The organism is Thermatribacter velox (genome assembly GCF_038396615.1).
GTDB lineage: Bacteria > Atribacterota > Atribacteria > Atribacterales > Thermatribacteraceae > Thermatribacter > Thermatribacter velox.
In genome coordinates this window covers 1,641,359-1,657,762 of record NZ_CP121689.1, presented here as the reverse complement: position 1 = coordinate 1,657,762, position 16,404 = coordinate 1,641,359, and the positions used below count along the sequence as shown (strand labels likewise).

General features: G+C 51.6%; 16 protein-coding genes. 9 read left to right on the top strand and 7 right to left on the bottom strand.

The genetic code is table 11. The features are described from left to right. Positions 1-59 precede the first annotated feature (59 nt). The 6 genes from QBE54_RS08220 to QBE54_RS08195 all read left to right on the top strand — a co-directional run bounded on the left by QBE54_RS08220 (position 60) and on the right by QBE54_RS08195 (position 8,078). Positions 60-1,376, top strand: a complete 1,317-nt coding sequence (locus QBE54_RS08220; RefSeq protein ID WP_369017713.1) for an ABC transporter substrate-binding protein — start codon at positions 60-62, stop codon at positions 1,374-1,376. Between the two features lie 64 nt (positions 1,377-1,440). Further along, positions 1,441-2,325, top strand: a complete 885-nt coding sequence (locus QBE54_RS08215) for a carbohydrate ABC transporter permease (RefSeq protein ID WP_369017712.1) — start codon at positions 1,441-1,443, stop codon at positions 2,323-2,325. Next, positions 2,318-3,145 (top strand): carbohydrate ABC transporter permease, encoded by an 828-nt coding sequence (locus QBE54_RS08210; RefSeq protein WP_369017711.1) that lies wholly within the window; start codon positions 2,318-2,320, stop codon positions 3,143-3,145. Before QBE54_RS08215 ends, QBE54_RS08210 begins: the two co-directional genes overlap by 8 nt. 19 nt (positions 3,146-3,164) lie before the next feature. Further along, the gene (locus QBE54_RS08205) at positions 3,165-5,177 is read left to right on the top strand and encodes a TIM-barrel domain-containing protein (RefSeq protein WP_369017710.1); all 2,013 of its coding nucleotides are present in this window, start codon (positions 3,165-3,167) and stop codon (positions 5,175-5,177) included. Positions 5,178-5,375: 198 nt separating this feature from the next. After that, complete coding sequence (locus QBE54_RS08200) at positions 5,376-7,553, top strand: HD domain-containing phosphohydrolase (protein ID WP_369017709.1); 2,178 nt, start codon at positions 5,376-5,378, stop codon at positions 7,551-7,553. Positions 7,554-7,826: 273 nt separating this feature from the next. Then, positions 7,827-8,078, top strand: a complete 252-nt coding sequence (locus QBE54_RS08195; RefSeq protein ID WP_369017708.1) for a nuclear transport factor 2 family protein — start codon at positions 7,827-7,829, stop codon at positions 8,076-8,078. A gap of 184 nt (positions 8,079-8,262) precedes the next feature. Here the strand turns inward: QBE54_RS08195 and QBE54_RS08190 are convergent, their stop codons facing one another. After that, positions 8,263-8,835 (bottom strand): indolepyruvate oxidoreductase subunit beta, encoded by a 573-nt coding sequence (locus QBE54_RS08190; protein ID WP_369017707.1) that lies wholly within the window; start codon positions 8,833-8,835, stop codon positions 8,263-8,265. Further along, on the bottom strand, positions 8,835-10,544 hold the full coding sequence (gene iorA, locus QBE54_RS08185; RefSeq protein WP_369019422.1) for an indolepyruvate ferredoxin oxidoreductase subunit alpha: 1,710 nt from the start codon (positions 10,542-10,544) through the stop codon (positions 8,835-8,837). The genes QBE54_RS08190 and iorA overlap by 1 nt, the downstream gene beginning before the upstream one ends. 306 nt (positions 10,545-10,850) lie before the next feature. Between iorA and QBE54_RS08180 the strand changes: the two genes are divergently transcribed. Beyond that, entirely contained in the window at positions 10,851-11,087 is a 237-nt protein-coding gene (locus tag QBE54_RS08180) for a hypothetical protein (RefSeq protein WP_369017706.1), read from the top strand. 101 nt (positions 11,088-11,188) lie between these two features. Here the strand turns inward: QBE54_RS08180 and QBE54_RS08175 are convergent, their stop codons facing one another. After that, complete coding sequence (locus tag QBE54_RS08175; RefSeq protein WP_369017705.1) at positions 11,189-12,781, bottom strand: calcineurin-like phosphoesterase C-terminal domain-containing protein; 1,593 nt, start codon at positions 12,779-12,781, stop codon at positions 11,189-11,191. Between the two features lie 204 nt (positions 12,782-12,985). On the opposite strand from QBE54_RS08175, the gene QBE54_RS08170 reads away from it, so the two are divergent. Together QBE54_RS08170 and QBE54_RS08165 are read left to right on the top strand one after the other, a co-directional pair. Next, on the top strand, positions 12,986-13,564 hold the full coding sequence (locus QBE54_RS08170; protein WP_369017704.1) for a hypothetical protein: 579 nt from the start codon (positions 12,986-12,988) through the stop codon (positions 13,562-13,564). 444 nt (positions 13,565-14,008) lie between these two features. Next, entirely contained in the window at positions 14,009-14,218 is a 210-nt protein-coding gene (locus QBE54_RS08165; protein WP_369017703.1) for a hypothetical protein, read from the top strand. 70 nt (positions 14,219-14,288) lie between these two features. On the opposite strand, the gene QBE54_RS08160 is transcribed toward QBE54_RS08165, so the two are convergent. The 4 genes from QBE54_RS08160 to QBE54_RS08145 all read right to left on the bottom strand — a co-directional run bounded on the left by QBE54_RS08160 (position 14,289) and on the right by QBE54_RS08145 (position 16,356). Then, positions 14,289-14,741 carry a HEAT repeat domain-containing protein gene (locus QBE54_RS08160; RefSeq protein WP_369017702.1) on the bottom strand — a complete coding sequence of 151 codons (453 nt, stop codon included), beginning with the start codon at positions 14,739-14,741 and terminating at the stop codon, positions 14,289-14,291. Positions 14,742-14,809: 68 nt separating this feature from the next. Next, positions 14,810-14,893, bottom strand: coding sequence for a hypothetical protein (locus QBE54_RS08155; RefSeq protein WP_369019421.1), 84 nt, complete (start codon positions 14,891-14,893; stop codon positions 14,810-14,812). Positions 14,894-14,967: 74 nt separating this feature from the next. Further along, positions 14,968-15,192: a hypothetical protein gene (locus QBE54_RS08150; RefSeq protein WP_369019420.1), complete on the bottom strand. Its 225-nt coding sequence runs from the start codon at positions 15,190-15,192 to the stop codon at positions 14,968-14,970. 57 nt (positions 15,193-15,249) lie between these two features. Then, entirely contained in the window at positions 15,250-16,356 is a 1,107-nt protein-coding gene (locus QBE54_RS08145; RefSeq protein ID WP_369017701.1) for a hypothetical protein, read from the bottom strand. Between the last annotated feature and the right edge of the window lie 48 nt (positions 16,357-16,404).

Genomic DNA, 16,404 nt, shown 5'->3' with positions numbered 1-16,404 from the left:
AAAGATGAAAGGTTGGGAGATTGTTAAATTTTAAAATCCTGAAAGGGGAGAGGATAAAAATGAAGGCCTTGAAGATTGGGCTTATAGTTTTTATGTTGGTGCTTTGTGGCTCTTGGGTGCTGGCGCAGGAAAAAATTACCATTACCGTACAGGACTACTTCGACCCAGCAGGCGGCATGGCAAAGTTTATTGATGAAATGGCAGTGGAATTTGAAAAGAGCCATCCCACGGTTAAGGTAAACCACGTGTATATTCCTTTTGCTCAGCTTCTACCAACCATTTTGCAGCAGTCCCTGACCAAGACGGTACCCGAGCTGACCATGGCAGACAATCCCTGGGTTCCTCAGCTCATCAAAGCTGGCACTTACAAAGATATCACTGAAAAGGTAGAAGAGTGGGGTTGGGAAAATTGGGAAGACTTCTTTAGGGGGCACCGAGAAGTTACCAGTTCTGAAGGAAGAATTTACGCCTTTCAGATTACCACCAACAACCTGGCTCTCTTTTATCGCAAAGGTTTGCTTGAGAAAGCTGGCATTTCCCAGCCTCCAGCGACCTGGCAGGAACTCAAAGAGCAGTGCAAGAAAATTAAAGAAGCGCTTGGGATTTACGGCTTCGCTTTTTGTGCTACTGCTTCTGAAGAAGGTACCTGGCAGTTTGAGCCCTTCCTGTGGAGTAACGGCGGAAGCCTTCTCGAGCTGGACCAGCCTGAAGCCATTGAGGCATTGCAGTTTTTGACTGACCTGGTTAAAAACGACTATACCCCAAGAGACGTGGTGACCGTATCTGGCCAGGGCGATGTGACCCAGTGGTTCATCAATGCCGAAGTGGCCATGATGGTAAATGGAAACTGGGAGTTTGGCTGGCACCTTACCGAAGACGTGATGCAGGAGCTGGGCGATGTGGAAGTGGCTACCCTGCCTGTGCCCCAGGAGGGTATGAAGCCAGTAGTTCCTTTTGGTGGCGAGTGTTTTGGTATTAGCAGCAACATCGATCCTGCCAAATACGACCTGGCCTGGGAATTCCTGAAAGCTCTGGCTTCTCCTGAAAGCATGCTGCAAGCAAACATCAAGCACGGAGGTTTGCCCACCCGGGCTTCGGTAGCAGAAAAGATTTTAGCTGAGCGACCCATTCTTAAACCCTTCCTGGAACAGGCTCAGTACGCTTTGCCAAGGCCGCTGGTGGGTGGTATCGATAAATATCCCGATGTCTCCTCCACAGTCTGGGTGGCGGTTCAGAAGGCGTTAACGGAAATGCTTACTCCTGAGGAAGCACTTAAAGAAGCAGCGAAGGCCATTCGAGAGCTTTTCTCTCCTGAGGAATACGAGATGTACAGAAAAATGGCCCGGGAGCTTCTGAACGAGGCGATGGGCAAATAAACGCAGATAATCGCTTATCCCCCGGGGTTAGCAGCCTCGGGGGGAAAAGAAAGGAGCCGTTTTCATGAGGCTTTCCCCGTGGAAGTCGTATCTTTTCCTTGTTCCAGCTCTGGTATACGTCGGGGTTTTTGGCGTGTATCCTCTGGCTTACAACTTTCTGCTCAGCCTGAAGGACGTTACCCTGATTACCTACATAGGGGGCACGTCGCAGTGGACAGGTTTTGCCAATTATGTTGAGACTCTTCAGGACCCTGTGTTTCAAAGGACTCTTACCAACACCCTTATTTTCACCGGTTTATCGCTTCTTTTTCAGTTCATAATCGGTTTTTTGCTGGCCCTGCTTTTCAACCGCTCTTTTCCCTTGAAGGGCTTACTGCAGAGTTTGATAATGGTGCCCTGGGTTTTGCCCATCATCGTGAGTGGTTCCTTTTTCAGGTGGTTTTTCAGTGACCGAGGAATGGTTAACGGCTTTCTCCTGTCCTGGGGCTTGATCGAGAAACCTATTCCCTGGATTACCAGCCAGCAGTGGCCAATCTTTTCAGTGACTATGGCTAACATCTGGTTGGGTATTCCCTTTAACTTTGTGCTACTTTATACCGGGTTGAGAGGCATCCCCTTAGAGCTTTTTGAGAGCGCGGACATTGATGGTGCTAACTGGTGGCAAAGGGTCTTTTTTATCACCATACCCCTTTTGAGACCAGTCATAATCACTACCTTAACCCTTGGTTGCATCTTCACGGTCAAGGTTTTCGACTTGGTCTGGATTATCACCCAGGGAGGTCCGGGAGATGTTTCGCATCTTTTAAGTACGCTTTCCTATTCTCTGGCTTTCAACAAGTTCCACTTTGGGCGTGCCTCTGCGGTGCTGGTCATCATGCTGGTTTTGATAACCGGTCTCACCATGCTTTTGAATTCCATTCGAGCAGAGGAGGAAGGAAGCCTTGGCTAAAAAGAAGCGCAGGAAAGAATGGACATGGACCTTGATTGCCCTCATTCCAACCGTGCTAATTATTATGCCGTTGTACTTCATCGCTATTGGGGGCTTCCAGACGGTTGCTGAAATTTTCCACCGTCCCCCTTACTGGTTTCCTCCCCATCCCACCCTGGCTTTTTACAAGAGTGCTTTAGTTACTCTTGCCCCGTACCTTAAAAACAGCCTGATTATTGCTCTGGGAAACCTGGTTTTGACGTTGGCGGTGGCACTGCCTTCAGCTTTTGCTCTGGCCAAGTTCCGCTTGAAGTGGGGAAAAGCAACCTTTTTCTTACTGGCTTTTTCCCAGATGCTCCCTGCAACAGCGGTGATCATTCCTCTTTTTCTCATTTTTAATAATTTTGCTCTCATTAATAACTATCTCAGTGCTATACTGGGCATTGGAATATTCACCATCCCCTTTGCAACCATTATCCTGCGGGCTTACATGCAGGCCATTCCCACCGGTCTTGTGGAGGCTGCCTTTATTGATGGTGCAAGCCTTCTGCACGTTTTTCGCAGCATTATCATCCCCCTTTCCAGTCCGGCTATCGCTACAGCAGGCATTTTAACGCTTATCATGGGCTGGGGGGATTTCATCGTTTCTCTCTCTTTTTTGAAAGACCAGGCCATGCAACCCATGAGCATTGGCCTTTACAACTTCATCGGTCAGTATGGAGTACAATGGAATAAGTTGATGGCAGGTAGTATGATTTTTGCAGTGCCACCCCTTGTGGTGGCGCTTTTGGCTGGGAAGTCCATTGTCGCTGGCCTCACGGCTGGTGCTTTTAAAGAATAGCTGGAGGTGATACACGTTGATGCTTTTTAAAAAAGAAGGTAATAAGTTGATTGCCACTTCAGGAGGGGAACTCATCTGGATTGAGCCCTATGGCAAAGATTGCCTGCGTTTTCGTTCCTCAGCGCGGGGAAAAATTGACCCCCTTGACTGGACCCTGCTTCCCCAGGAAGAAGTCCCGGTGGAAATCCAGATAACCGAAGAGGGGGCAAGCATCAAAAACGGGAAAGTAACGGCTCGCATAGACTCCCAGGGCAGCGTGTGCTACCTGCGGGAAGATGGAAGGATGCTCCTTGAGGAGCTCTGGATAGACGGGCGAGTCAAAAATGCTGACCTGCTCAAGGCCCGCATCTACAAGGCAAGGAGTTCAGAGCTTTTCCGCACCTCACTTTACTTCAAAGCCCACCCTGAAGAGCACTTCTACGGCATGGGTCAGTATGCCAATGACTGCCTGGACCTCAAGGGTTGCGTTTTGGAGCTTGCCCAGCGCAATACGCAAATAAGCGTTCCCTTTCTCCTTTCTTCCCGGGGTTACGGCTTCATCTGGAATAACCCTGCTGTGGGAAGGGCAGAGCTTGCCAAAAATCACACTCTCTTTTATGCCGAAGCCACCCGGCAGATCGACTATCTGGTGATTGCCGGGGACACCCCAGAGGAAATAATGAAAAAATATACGGCAATAACCGGAAGACCACCCCTCATCCCCGACTGGGCCCTGGGTTTCTGGCAGTGCAAGCTCCGCTACCGCACCCAGAGTGAGCTGCTGGAAATAGCCCGAGAATACAAGCGGCGTGGCCTTCCCCTTTCGGTCATCGTGATTGACTTTTTCCACTGGACCAACCAGGGAGACTGGAAGTTCGACCCCCGCTACTGGCCGGACCCGGAGGGAATGGTAAAAGAGCTTAACGAGATGGGTATTCAGGTCATGGTCTCCATCTGGCCCACGGTGGACATTCACAGCGAAAACTACAAGGAAATGGTAGAAAAAGGTCTTCTTTTGCGCACCGAGCGCGGAATACCGGTTCTTTTCACCTTCCGGGGCATCACCAGTATCTTTGATGCTACCAACCCTGAAGCCCGCAAATTCATCTGGGAAAAGGTGAAAGAGAACTACTACCGTTACGGCATCAAAATGTTCTGGCTGGATGAAGCTGAGCCGGAGATGGTGATGCCCGGCTTTGAGTACGACAACGTTTTCTCCTACGATTACGATAACGTTCGCTATTTCCTGGGTAACGGCCTGGAAGTGAGCAACATTTATCCTTTCTTCTATGCCTTGGCCTTTGAACAGGGTTTGAAAGAAGCCGGGGAACAGGAGGTAGTGAACCTGGCCCGCTGTGCCTGGTTGGGGAGCCAGCGCTTAGGGGCTGTGGTCTGGTCGGGAGACATTCCTTCCACTTTTGAGTCCCTGCGCAAGCAGGTCAAGGCCGGGCTTAACATGGCGGTGTGCGGCATTCCCTGGTGGACCACCGACATCGGGGGCTTTTACGGTGGTGACCCTCAAGACCCCTCCTTCCGGGAATTGATTGTGCGCTGGTTCCAGTTTGGCGTTTTTTGTCCCATCTTCAGGCTGCACGGTTTCCGACTTCCCTATCCTGAAAGGCCCCACGACTGCCCGGCAGAGGAACTCACTGGAGGCCCCAATGAAGTCTGGTCCTTTGGCGAAGAAGCTTATGAGATTATCAAAGAATTGCTCTTTTTGCGGGAGCGCTTGAAGCCCTACATTGCCGAAGGAATGAAGAAAGCCCACGAAGAAGGAATTCCCTTCATGCGGCCGCTCTTTTTTGACTTCCCGCAAGACCGGGAGGCGTATCTTATCGAGGATGAGTATATGTTTGGCCCTGACCTTCTGGTAGCACCGGTCCTTGAAGAGGGGGCGCGCACGAGGCGAGTATACCTTCCGCAAGGAGCCCGCTTCCGTGATGCCGAAAGCGGCACCACCTACCAGGGTGGACAGTGGATTGAGGTTGAGGCTCCGCTTTCCCGCATACCGCTTTTTGTGCGCGATGGTGCCCAACTTCCCATCAAAGGGTAGCTGAAGAGCCGGAAGCAGGTACGCTGGAGTCCCTGTTTCCGGCTTATACTTCTCGAAGCCAAGCGGCCCTGAAACCCGCAAAACCCTGTTTGCAAGAGCAAGTTCCTCAGTGTCGAGTTTTTTTGACATGCAGCGCACGAGCTGGTAAAATAATTTATTCATTAGGCTAAGGAATTGCGGCTTTTGGGGTGGAAATGCTTGGAGAAAACCATTTTCGAAAATTACCGGCTTCTCATCCAGAATCTTCCCGATGGGTTTGCCTATCACCAGATAGTGCTTGATGAACAGGGACAGCCCATCGATTACCTTTTTCTCGAGGTTAACCCTGCTTTTGAGGAACTCACCGGCTTGAAGCGAGAAAAAATCCTGGGTAGGCGAGTGACCGAAGTCTTGCCTGGGATTGAACGTTCGAGTTTCGACTGGATTGGCACTTATGGTCAGGTGGCACTCACTGGCGAAACAATGCGCTTTGAGAGTTTCTCCGAGCCGCTTTCCCGCTGGTTTGAGGTTACCGCCTACAGTGATAGAAGAGGTTTCTTCGCTACCATTTTCCGAGATATTACCGAGCTAAAGAAAACTCAGGAACGGCAGCAAAAGCTCCTTGATGCGATACCGTATTCCGTTTTGCTCCTGAACCGGGAGCGGCGTATTTTGGCCCAGAACAAAGTCACCAGGGATGTAGCAGGATCGAAAGTAGGCGATCTGTGCTGGTTTTCTTTTCATGGTACGGAGACACTTTCGGAAGAAGAGCGCGAGGAATTCGAGAGAACTGGAGTTTTGCCCGCTTCTGCCCGTTGCATTTTTTGTCGGGCTGATGAAGCCCTGGAAAAACAGCAAACAATTGTTGAGGAAGTGGAAATTAGAGGAAGGGTTTATGAGACAGGCTGGGTACCCGTGGATGGGGAGACCTATCTCCACTACAGTATCGACATCACCAAATACCGGGAGATGGAGCGCACATTGCGCAGAGAGCGGGACCGACTGAGGGAGTATCTGCGAATTGCCGACATTATCTTTGTGGTGCTCAACCTCCAGGGAGAAGTGGTGCTTATAAATCAAAAAGGAGCGGAAATCCTGGGCTATCCGCAAGAAGAAATCTTAGGCAAGAACTGGTTTGATTTTTTTATCCCGGAGCGCTTGCGAGACAAAATCCGAAATGTTTTTCAAGGGGTGGTGGCTGGGGAAATAGAGCAATTCGGGTACTATGAAAATCCCATCCTGGACCGCTACGGGAGGGAGCGGTTGATCGCCTGGCACAATACACTCCTTAAAAACGAACAAGGGCAGATAGAGGAAGTTATCGCTGCTGGCCTGGACATCACCGAAGCCCGCAAGATGGAAGAAAAACTACGCTATCTTTCTTTCCACGATTCACTGACTGGCCTTTACAACCGTGCCTTCTTAGAGGAAGAGTTTCGGAGGCTGGATGTGGCCCGGCAGCTTCCCCTCAGTGTTATTATGGTGGACGTTAATGGCCTGAAGCTGGTCAATGACACCTACGGGCATCAGGTTGGTGACCTGCTTCTCCGGTCTGCAGCCCGGGTTTTGCAAATCGCTGTCCGTGAAGAAGACATCATAGCCCGCTATGGTGGGGATGAGTTTGTGATTTTGCTGCCTCAGACTACCTATGAAATGGCTCAGGAAATCGCTCTTCGAATCCAGAAAACGCTGGAGAGGACACGAGTGTGCGATGTGCCGCTCTCTTTGGCCCTGGGTGTGGCTACCAAAACTCGAAAGCGAGAAAGCGTAGCCGAGGTTTTGCGCAAAGCCGAAGATGAGATGTACCGTCAGAAGTTGGCTGAAACCAGGAGTACCCGCAGCACTATTATCAACACTTTGCTTAAAACTCTGGAGGCAAAGAGTCAGGAGACCAAGCAGCACGTTCTGCGCATGCAGGAAGCAGGAACTGCCCTGGCCCAAGCATTGGGGTTGCCTCACTCTGAGGTGAACCGCTTGAAGCTGGCCATCCTGCTCCATGATATTGGGAAAATAACCATTCCGGAAGAGATTTTGAAAAAGCCTGGGCCGCTTACACCCTCTGAGTGGGAAATGGTAAAGAAGCACCCTGAAGTGGGCTATCGTATTCTCCTGGCCACACCGGAGTTTGCTCAGGTGGCCGAGGAGGTCTACTCGCACCATGAGCGCTTCGATGGCACCGGATATCCCCGGGGTCTCCGAGGGGAGGAAATTCCAATTCTGGCACGCATCATCGCTGTTGTCGATGCTTATGACGCCATGCGCTACGGCCGCTCTTATAAAAACCCTTTAGAGCGGGAAGAAATCATTGCTGAGTTCCGGAGAAACGCTGGGAAACAGTTTGACCCCAAACTGGCCGATATCTTCCTCGTCCTTTTTGAGCAGGGGGCTTTTGACTGAGCTTTTTGGCTGGAGCTTTTCCGGGATTTCTGCACACTGATTTTTGCCTTCGCTGCCTTTCCAACACTTGCTTGCGCTTCGCTCAAAAAGCACCAGCTGGGGCTTGATGGCTTGTTTCCTTCTTGATTTACTATTATTCCAAGGGGGGTGAATAGTGTGAGGTAATTTCTGAGGATTTGCTCTCTGGCAGTGAGTCTGTGCCTTCTTGTTTTGGTCTTTCAGGGGTGTGTTGCCACGTATGAGGGAGAGACTCCGGCTCAAACAGAAACAGGAGTGGAATCCAGCGAGGAAATAGAGGCAGTCATCGCTGGGTACTTCAGCGCTCTTGCTGCCGGTGACCGCGAAGCACTCGCAAATTATCTTCATCCCTGGAGTCCTCTCTGGGATAACCTTGAAAACATTCTTGGGGAATCAACTGTGCTCCAAGCTCAGCTTCAGGCTCCGGGTTGCACCATGGGTGAAGTAAAGGTGGAACTTGGCAGTCTGGACGTCCAGGGTGATACTGCTTATGCAACACTTGAGTGAGTAAGCGTGTGTCTTTACTGTGGGAGCGACGAGTGCTAGGAAGAAGCTTGTCCGTCCCTTGCTGGTGAAGAAACAACTCTTCAAAAGTGGAACGGCCGGTGGTACGTCTACTGGGTTTGAATGTGGGCACCACACCAGGGAGGCGAGGACACTCTACCTCCCTGGTGTGGTAAGTGTATTTTGTTTACTGCACCGTCTTTCTTCCTTCCCGGAACGCTTTGAGGTTTTCTTCCTCTTTCTTGCCCCGGAAGACCTTGATGATTGCCTGTTCCCAGAGTTTTTCTTCCTGAATCGGGAAAACAGCGCTGAAAGCTCCAAGCAAAAAGGTATTTGTGAAACGCACGTCGCCGAGCTTCAAACTCATTTCAGTAGCCGGAACAGTGATCAGCGTAAAACCAGTCTCCTCAAGCAACGAGGGAATGTCCTGGGGGTACTCGGCGGCGCTGGTTCCTGGAGGGTAAAGGGATAGGGGATTTAGGATTATCGTCCCCCCGATTTTGAGGTAGGCAATGTAGCGCAGAGCTTCCATTTGTTCAAAAGCAATCATGAAGTCCGCTTCACCGCGCTGAAGGAGCGGTGCGTAAGCTTCCTCACCAAAGCGAAGATAGGTGACCACGCTTCCTCCCCGCTGGGCCATGCCGTGCACTTCCGATTGACAGACCATGAGTCCTTTTTGAAGCAGGACTTCAGCAATGATTTCGCTGGCTCTGAGAATGCCCATTCCGCCCACGCCGCAGAGAACGATGCTTCCCCGCATCAGGCGTTCACCTCCTCGATGGCCCCAAAGGGACAGAGCGTAGCACATACCCTACATCCTGCACAGCGCTCAAAAGCGATGCGTATAGTTTCTCCTTTTTCAATAGCCGGACAGCCAATGCTTGCACACAGACCACACAGAAGACAGTACATATCCTCTATGGCCAGGGGAGAGTTCCTGATTTTCTTTTTGAGCTGGCAGAGCCCCTCAGCCACAAGCAGGGTGGGATGGGGAGCTTCGAAGGCTTCATGAAGGGCGTTCTTCAGCCTCTCGAGGTGGTAAGCGTTGATTTTCTCGACCCGGGGAACTCCTATTGCTTTGCCCAGGGCCAGAAAGTCTAAGCGAACGGTTTCCTCTCCAGAGAGCGTTTTGCCCGTTGCCGGGTGTTCCTGACCCCCGGTCATGGCAGTGGTTCCGTTATCGAGAATGAGGACCACGATGGGGGTTTTATTGTATACCGCATCAATGAGAGGAGGGATGCCGTTGTGGACGAAGGTGGAGTCTCCAATTACTGCCACTACGGGAAGCTCGGGGTGGGCGCGCTTTATTCCCTCAGCTACCGATATGGATGCCCCCATGCAGATGCAGGTATCCATGGCCGAAAGTGGAGGTAGAGTTCCCAGCGTGTAGCAGCCGATATCTCCGCATACAGTGGCTCCCAGGTCCTTGAGCACCTTGAATACCCCACGGTGAGGACAGCCAGCGCACAGAACCGGTGGGCGGGGGAGCAGGCGTTCATCGAAAGTTACGTAGTCTCTCTTTTTTTCAGGAAACAGAGCTTCCACAATGATATCCGGGGTTATTTCCCCAATGCCTGGAAAAATCTCTCGACCGGTAACGGTTATCCCAGCAGCCTTGATTTCCCGCTCCCAGATAGGGTCAAGCTCTTCAAGCACTAGGAGTTTCTCCACCTTTTGGGAAAACTTACGGATTTTTTCAAGAGGTAGCGGGTGGCTAACTCCAAGCTTCAGAACCGAGACCGAAGGTGCCACTTCTCGCAGGTAGCTGTAGAGCACTCCTCCGGTAATCACCCCGATGGAGGGGTCTCGAAGTTCCATTCGGTTGAGGGGTGTTTCTTCTACCCACTGCCGGAGTCGCTCCATGCGCCGCTCAAGCTCGCGACGCCGGGAGCGGGCGTAAGCGGGGATCATCACGTACTTGGGCGCACATTTTGCATAAGGCCGTACTGGTATGGTCTTGCGTTCTCCCGGGATGACCACGCCCCGACTGTGGGAGATGCGGGTGGTGGAGCGGATTAAAACTGGGGTGTCGAACTCTTCGGAGATTTCAAAAGCCAGGCGGGCAAATTCCAGCGCTTCAGCGCTACTTGATGGCTCCAGACAGGGCACCTTGGCGAAGAAAGCATAATTGCGTGAATCCTGCTCGTTTTGGGAAGAGTGCATTCCGGGGTCGTCAGCCACAATGCATACAAAACCAGCGTTTACCCCGGTGTAGGCGAGGGTCATTAGTGCGTCACTTGCCACGTTCAGACCCACGTGCTTCATGGTGGCCAGGGCCCTTTTCCCTCCGATTGCGGCTCCTGCGGCCACTTCAAAGGCCACCTTTTCGTTGGGACACCATCGGGAGTGGACTTCGCGGTACTCGCTCAGGAACTCCAGGATTTCCGTGCTGGGGGTTCCGGGGTATCCGGCAGCGACCTCCACTCCCCCTTCATACGCTCCTCGGGCAAAAGCCTGGTTACCAAGCATTATTGTCCTGCACGTTTCTTTACCCAAGGTTTGAACCTCCTGACGATTTTTCTGGATTTTACAGGGAAGCGGAGGTAAAGTCAAATTCCTTGTTGCGTGAAGCGCAGAGCCCGATTTCTGGATAGGCGTAACCATATGCATTTCTGGTTTACGGGGTGAGCGAGATGAAATGCCCGGTTTGTGGTGTAGAACTGAAAATGGCAGAGTACCAGGGTGATTGAGATTGGCGCTGGAGACATGAATCACCTGGACGACCTGGAGGTTTTCTAAAAGAGGCAAGGTAGCTTTCCGGAAATCCCTGATTTCGTGCTTGAGGTCATTATTCGTGGAGGCAGTGTCGCGGGTGTCGTAGAAAAGGACGGTGATTTTACCCAAAAGATTTTTCTCGGTGAATGGTTCATTGTCCTGGGAGACGACTCAAACGGTACTATTGAAACCTCCAACCTCGAGCGCGACGAGTGGGAAAGCGAAGAGACAAAAGGAAAAAGAACAAAAAACCCAAGATCCTTCCTTGTGCCGAACATGGTTGAGACCTCCCTTTGAGTGGTGCGGTTTTCTTTCTATAGCCAGAAAAAAGGGCAGGGATTCTCGGGTAAATCGTTGAAACATTCAAGGCGGGGTCAGGTGACCCCGCCTTCTTTTTTTCACCATACTTCAAAGAGGCGCTTTTCCTGGTAGATCCTTCCATAACGATCCTTTACTGTGACAGTGACCGTATGGAAGCCGGCTTCGAGGGTGCTGGGAAGTGGAGCCGAGAAGGTATGGGTAGAACCAACTGGGCGCATCCAATCGGGTAGGTCGTTTGCGTACCAGTTCATCATGGGGTCAGGAAGAGAGCGACGAGTCATGGCCTGGGTTTCCTTGTTGTCGATGCTGCAGGTGACTTCCACGGCATCACAGAAAACGTTGGCCACCACATGGACACCCAGGAGGTCTCCTTTGAGGAAGATTCCCTCGGGGAGTGCTGGGTCCTTGAGCCGTCGTTCTACCCGGTCGGCGATAAAGAACGAGATATTCAACTGGTCATCAATGGCTCGGCCATAGATTTTATAGGTTTCTTTCCATTCGTTTCCTTGGAATTCGAAGATCATGTAGCCTTTGGGGGCTGCGTCCCGCTGGTAAGAGAAAGGTATTCCGTACTCATCTTTAGGGCCGCTCCACCAAGAGCCACATCCAGCGCCAGCGATAATCTGGGGGAAAGGAAGATTTGGGGACCAACCGTCGATGGTCGTATCGGGATAGAGTCGCTCCAGAGTATGAGTGTGGCCAGCAAGGAAAAGAACTTTGCGTCCTTCAAGGATTTTGAAAAGGTCTTCCCGGTTTTTCACCTGGTGTTTTTCAGCCGCGCGGTCCATGTAGGAAATGAGAGGAATGTGCATGGCGATAACGACGAGATTCTCCGCTGGCACCATGGCGAGGTCATTCTTGAGGAAGGTAAGCTGCTCTTCGGAAATACCACCGTAGTACGCCTTGCCATCCCAGATGATGCTGTCGAGGACCACGAAATGAACCTTACCCACGTTGAAAGCGTAGTAGGGAGGCATCACTTTTTTGGTAAAGGTTTCGGTGCTATAGGCATCGTTTTGAGAGTCATAATTCATGTCGTGGTTTCCCAGAACATAGAAGGTGGGGATTCCCATTTCTCCCATAACCGTGAGATAACGGTCATAGAGCCCCAGCACATCGTTGACGTTGTCTCCAAGCATAAGCGCAAACGAGGCATCGACACCCTGGAGTTCTTTGACCAGAGAATCCCGCAGGTATCCGATCTCCCGATGGTCGGTCACCTGGGTATCGCCGATGGCGATCATTTTGAAGGACTCGGTTTTTTGTCCGGGAAGAAGTTGAAAATCTACCGAGACGGGAAGGTTTCCTGTGGGAGCGAATCCTTTATACTCCTGGATAAAGTCAGGTGATCCATTGGGTCGGTGGACGTAAAAAAATTGGGGAATGTTCTTCTCATTCACCGGAAGAGTATACTCTGCAGGTTTGATCACAAAAACCACCATCTCGTTTCGCACGGGAAGGGTGTAACGCCCTGTTGCGTCGGTTTGGACTACCTCAATTCCATTTGACACACATACCCCGGGGATACCCTTTTCGCCAACATCAAAGGTTCCGTTACCGTTTGCATCCTCGAACACCACGCCCTGGAAGGTTTCCTGGGCTCCTGCCAGGTTCGCCCACAACACCACAACGCACACCAGAACAATCCACCATCCGACTCTGCGCTGCATTGCTATACCTCCTTTCTAAGGTTAGAAAGAGCATAAAACCAGTCCTTTAAGGGAATATGAAGGGGAGATAAAATTTTTTTTAACCGGATTCTTTGTTGTGCCGAAATGGATCTGGTAATTTTCACAATTTTGCCGTAAGTTATCCATTTTTTAGTCGAACCTTGCTGGTAGGATATTCGTAAAATCAAGAAAGAGGTGGTAGCGATGCGGAAAAATCTTTTTCTGGGAATGGTGTTAACCGGTCTTTTGGTGCTGGGGTTTTCGGCTTTGGCACTGGCACAGAACAACTGGGGGCAGAATCTCACCGGAAAAACCGAGTTGATTGCCGGCAAGGTCCTTGCGGTTGACCTTACTCCCCCGAATACCAGTTTACGCCTTCAGGTAGGTGAGGAGGTTCTCACGGTGGAACTCGGTCCGGCATGGTTTGTGGACGATTTCTCTATAAAGGCTGATGACGAGGTCACCATCGTGGGGGAACGGACCGGTGAAAATGTTCTGGTCGCTTACAGTGTGAGCAAAAGTCAGGATGGTAACGCCGTAACCCTGACCCTGCGCGATGCCAACGGGAAACCGGTCTGGAGTGGAACATCTGGGCCTCAATCGGGCAACCAGTATCAGAACCGGAATCGGGTCACCCTGCAGAACGGAGGGAATGGCAATGGTAACGGGAACGCCCCCGGCCAGGGTCGCCAGAGTGGCCCCCAGGATGGAAGCGGTAACCAGTGGGGCCAGAATAACCGGAACCAGTCCGGCCAGCAGGGTGGTAACGGCGGAAGAAGATAAACTCGGTTTGAAGTAGGGCCAGTCAAGCGGGAGAGGATGTCCTCTTCCGCTTTTTTATTTTTCCATCAGGAAAAATTCGAATGTACCGGCTGACTACGTCTTGGAACTTCTGCGACCATAGCTCCAGTCCATCGTGAATATTGTCTTTTCGGAGGGTGAGGGCGATAATAGGGTTTACCGGTCGATCATCGCTGTTTGAAAGAATGAAAAACGGGAGATTGATAGGTATAGAGTTTCTTTGCACTGGAAAAACCCTCCCCGAGAGACCAGGTCCTTTGCCATCCTCGTCGAAGGCCTGGACGTCCCATTTGTTGGGGTCATTACCCATTGGTTCTTTATAATATTCCTCCCGAAAAACGGGATTTACCAGAAAGGATTCCTGAGGAAAAGTTTCTCCCTGATGGAACAGTCCAGAGTTGAAACTTTTTCCGCCAGAATGCCTCTATGGGACCAAAGCCACCCTTTGGCACCCACCGCTACTGTTTCAGAATCTTTGCTCTGGGTACCATGGTCAGGCCGGATCCGAAAATGACTCGCAAAAGACTTTTCAAGGGAATGGACCAGCACGTTCTGGCTCAGGCCCAGTTGGTGGGTTTGTATGGGAAAAAGGAGCCGGCGCGAAGAAGGGATTCTTGCCGGGAAAAGAAAGGGTAACCGGGTTTACCAAATGGTTTAGAGGATGTGGGGAAACCTTTTGGTATGCCTTCTTGGTCCAGGTCTTTGCCTATATTGTTTCAGTCATCCCCGTTCTGACTGAATGTGTCCAGTAGTAATTCATGATTTCGCTTTCTGGCCCACTGTCTGGCGCCTCCGCGAAGAATTGGATTTTCCGACCGGAGCAACAGTTCGGCCATTTCGTCTTCCTCGAAGTGGTCGAGAACTTCAAGTAGATTTTCCTCCACACCTGGTGGACAGTGAACGACAAAAACTCGTATGCCCCGGCGATGATGACGATGTCTTTTTGCGATAGTGCTTCACACAGGACCTCAGGTACTCTTGGACCACCAATTTGACTCAGGACCCAGGCGGCGGTCTTTTCCAGGCCAAGGTTTTCTCCCCGAAGGGTCACAGGAAGGGGTTCCGCGGCCCGGATATCGCCGATTTCTCCCGGGGTATAGGCCGCACCCATCCGCACTTGAGGAATATCGTGCTGCAGCGCTTCACAAAAGACTTCCACCACCGCAGAATCCTTGGTGTGTAAAAGGGTTCAGGAAGCCTTCCACCAGAGGTCGGAATTTTCGGTATTCATTTTCCGGAAACTTCGATCAAAGGTTGTATTGCTCTGGGGTTTCCGATTTTGCCCAGAGCTTCGGCACTGTCCTCGCGCACAAAAGGGTCTTTACTCTCGTCCCGACGTGCCCCAAAAGGGGCCTCGCTCTCTTTAAGGAACTCATCACGAAACGCTATGCCTCGTTGCCCCCAGAGAACATTGGCGACCTCAAAGGAGATTCCAAGTCCTTGTCCAGGGCTTTGAGGGCCTCCCGGAGTTTCGCCCGCTCTCGATCTGCATCTTTGCCCGAGCATCCCTCAAGGCCGAGGACAGAGAATAGGACTCTCTCCGTTTCACCACGGGCACCTCCAAGGATCATGGAAAATGACTCAACGGGACTGTAGGGGGAGGGGAGGATGTTCCCTTTCTCCCTTTCAGCAACTTCTCCAAGGAGTCGAAAGGCAAACTCTGGAGACTAGAAAGCGGGAGGTTCTTTGGGGTTCCCGACTCCCTGTACGGGGAGGACTCCAAGGATTCCATCATTCTCGTTGTAGAAGAAGACCCCGATTCTATTGTACCGACTGAGGGTAAAGAAGCCCGGGGTGTAGTGCCTGAGGGGAAGCACCTGGGGATTTTCCTGGAACCCGGGACGGGCCCATCCCCCCACCTCCCACTGATAACAGGTGTTGTCAAAGCCGAAATGGGTGACCTCCACGGGTCCCCCCAGCGCTCTCACGAGAATGCGAGATCCCGAGAGACCCCGGACAGTACAGAGACCCGGAATCGTTTCTTCCCCAAGAACCCGGGACCCAGAAAGCACGATAGTCCCAATTCTCCCGTCGTTCTCATTTCCGATAATGACCCCAATCTTGCCATACCGGGCAATCATGAGCATGAAGAGCCCATAGTGTGGAATCGGGTAGTACTTTGGGTTTTGGGCAAACTCTGGACGAGCGAAACCCGCCACCTCGTCATGAAGGTACTTTCCCTTGGCCCAGAGGCCAACCTCAATCGGCTCCCCGAAAGAGAGAATCTCGAACTGTCCATCTCGCATGGTCACTCTCCCGAGTCCGGGGACCTCAAGGCCTTGGAAAGGTCCACCTTGAAGGACCTGAAACGTCACCTGCCCATCGTTCTCTCGCAGGAAAACAGCGTATATTTTCTCATAGCGGGCAAGAACCAGGAGAAGGGTTCGGTAGTGAGGAAAAGGGAAATACTGAGGATTCGCAGCAAATTCCGGACGGGCCCATCCCCCAACTTCAGTATGAAAGTAATACTGCTTCCCGGGATCCCATCCAGCGATGAAATCGTTCTCCCGCACCTCCACGCCTGAAGTCTGTAACTCGGGCGTCCCCGAAGAATCGAGGAGAAGATAGGAAACCTCCACGGGTTTTGCCGGGTCCATGGCTTGGACCTCAAGAACGTAGTCTGTGGCCCACATGAGGCGATAGTCTGGGTTTGGATGAGCGATGAGGCGAACAAAGGATGGATCGTCAATGATGACAACATCCTGAGACGATGCGAGGGCCATACCTCCTGCAAGGAACCCAAAAAGCACAAGAACAAGGGAAACGTATCTCATTCCTCGCCCTCCTTTGTCTGCACATTCTTACTCTGCATCATACTGGAC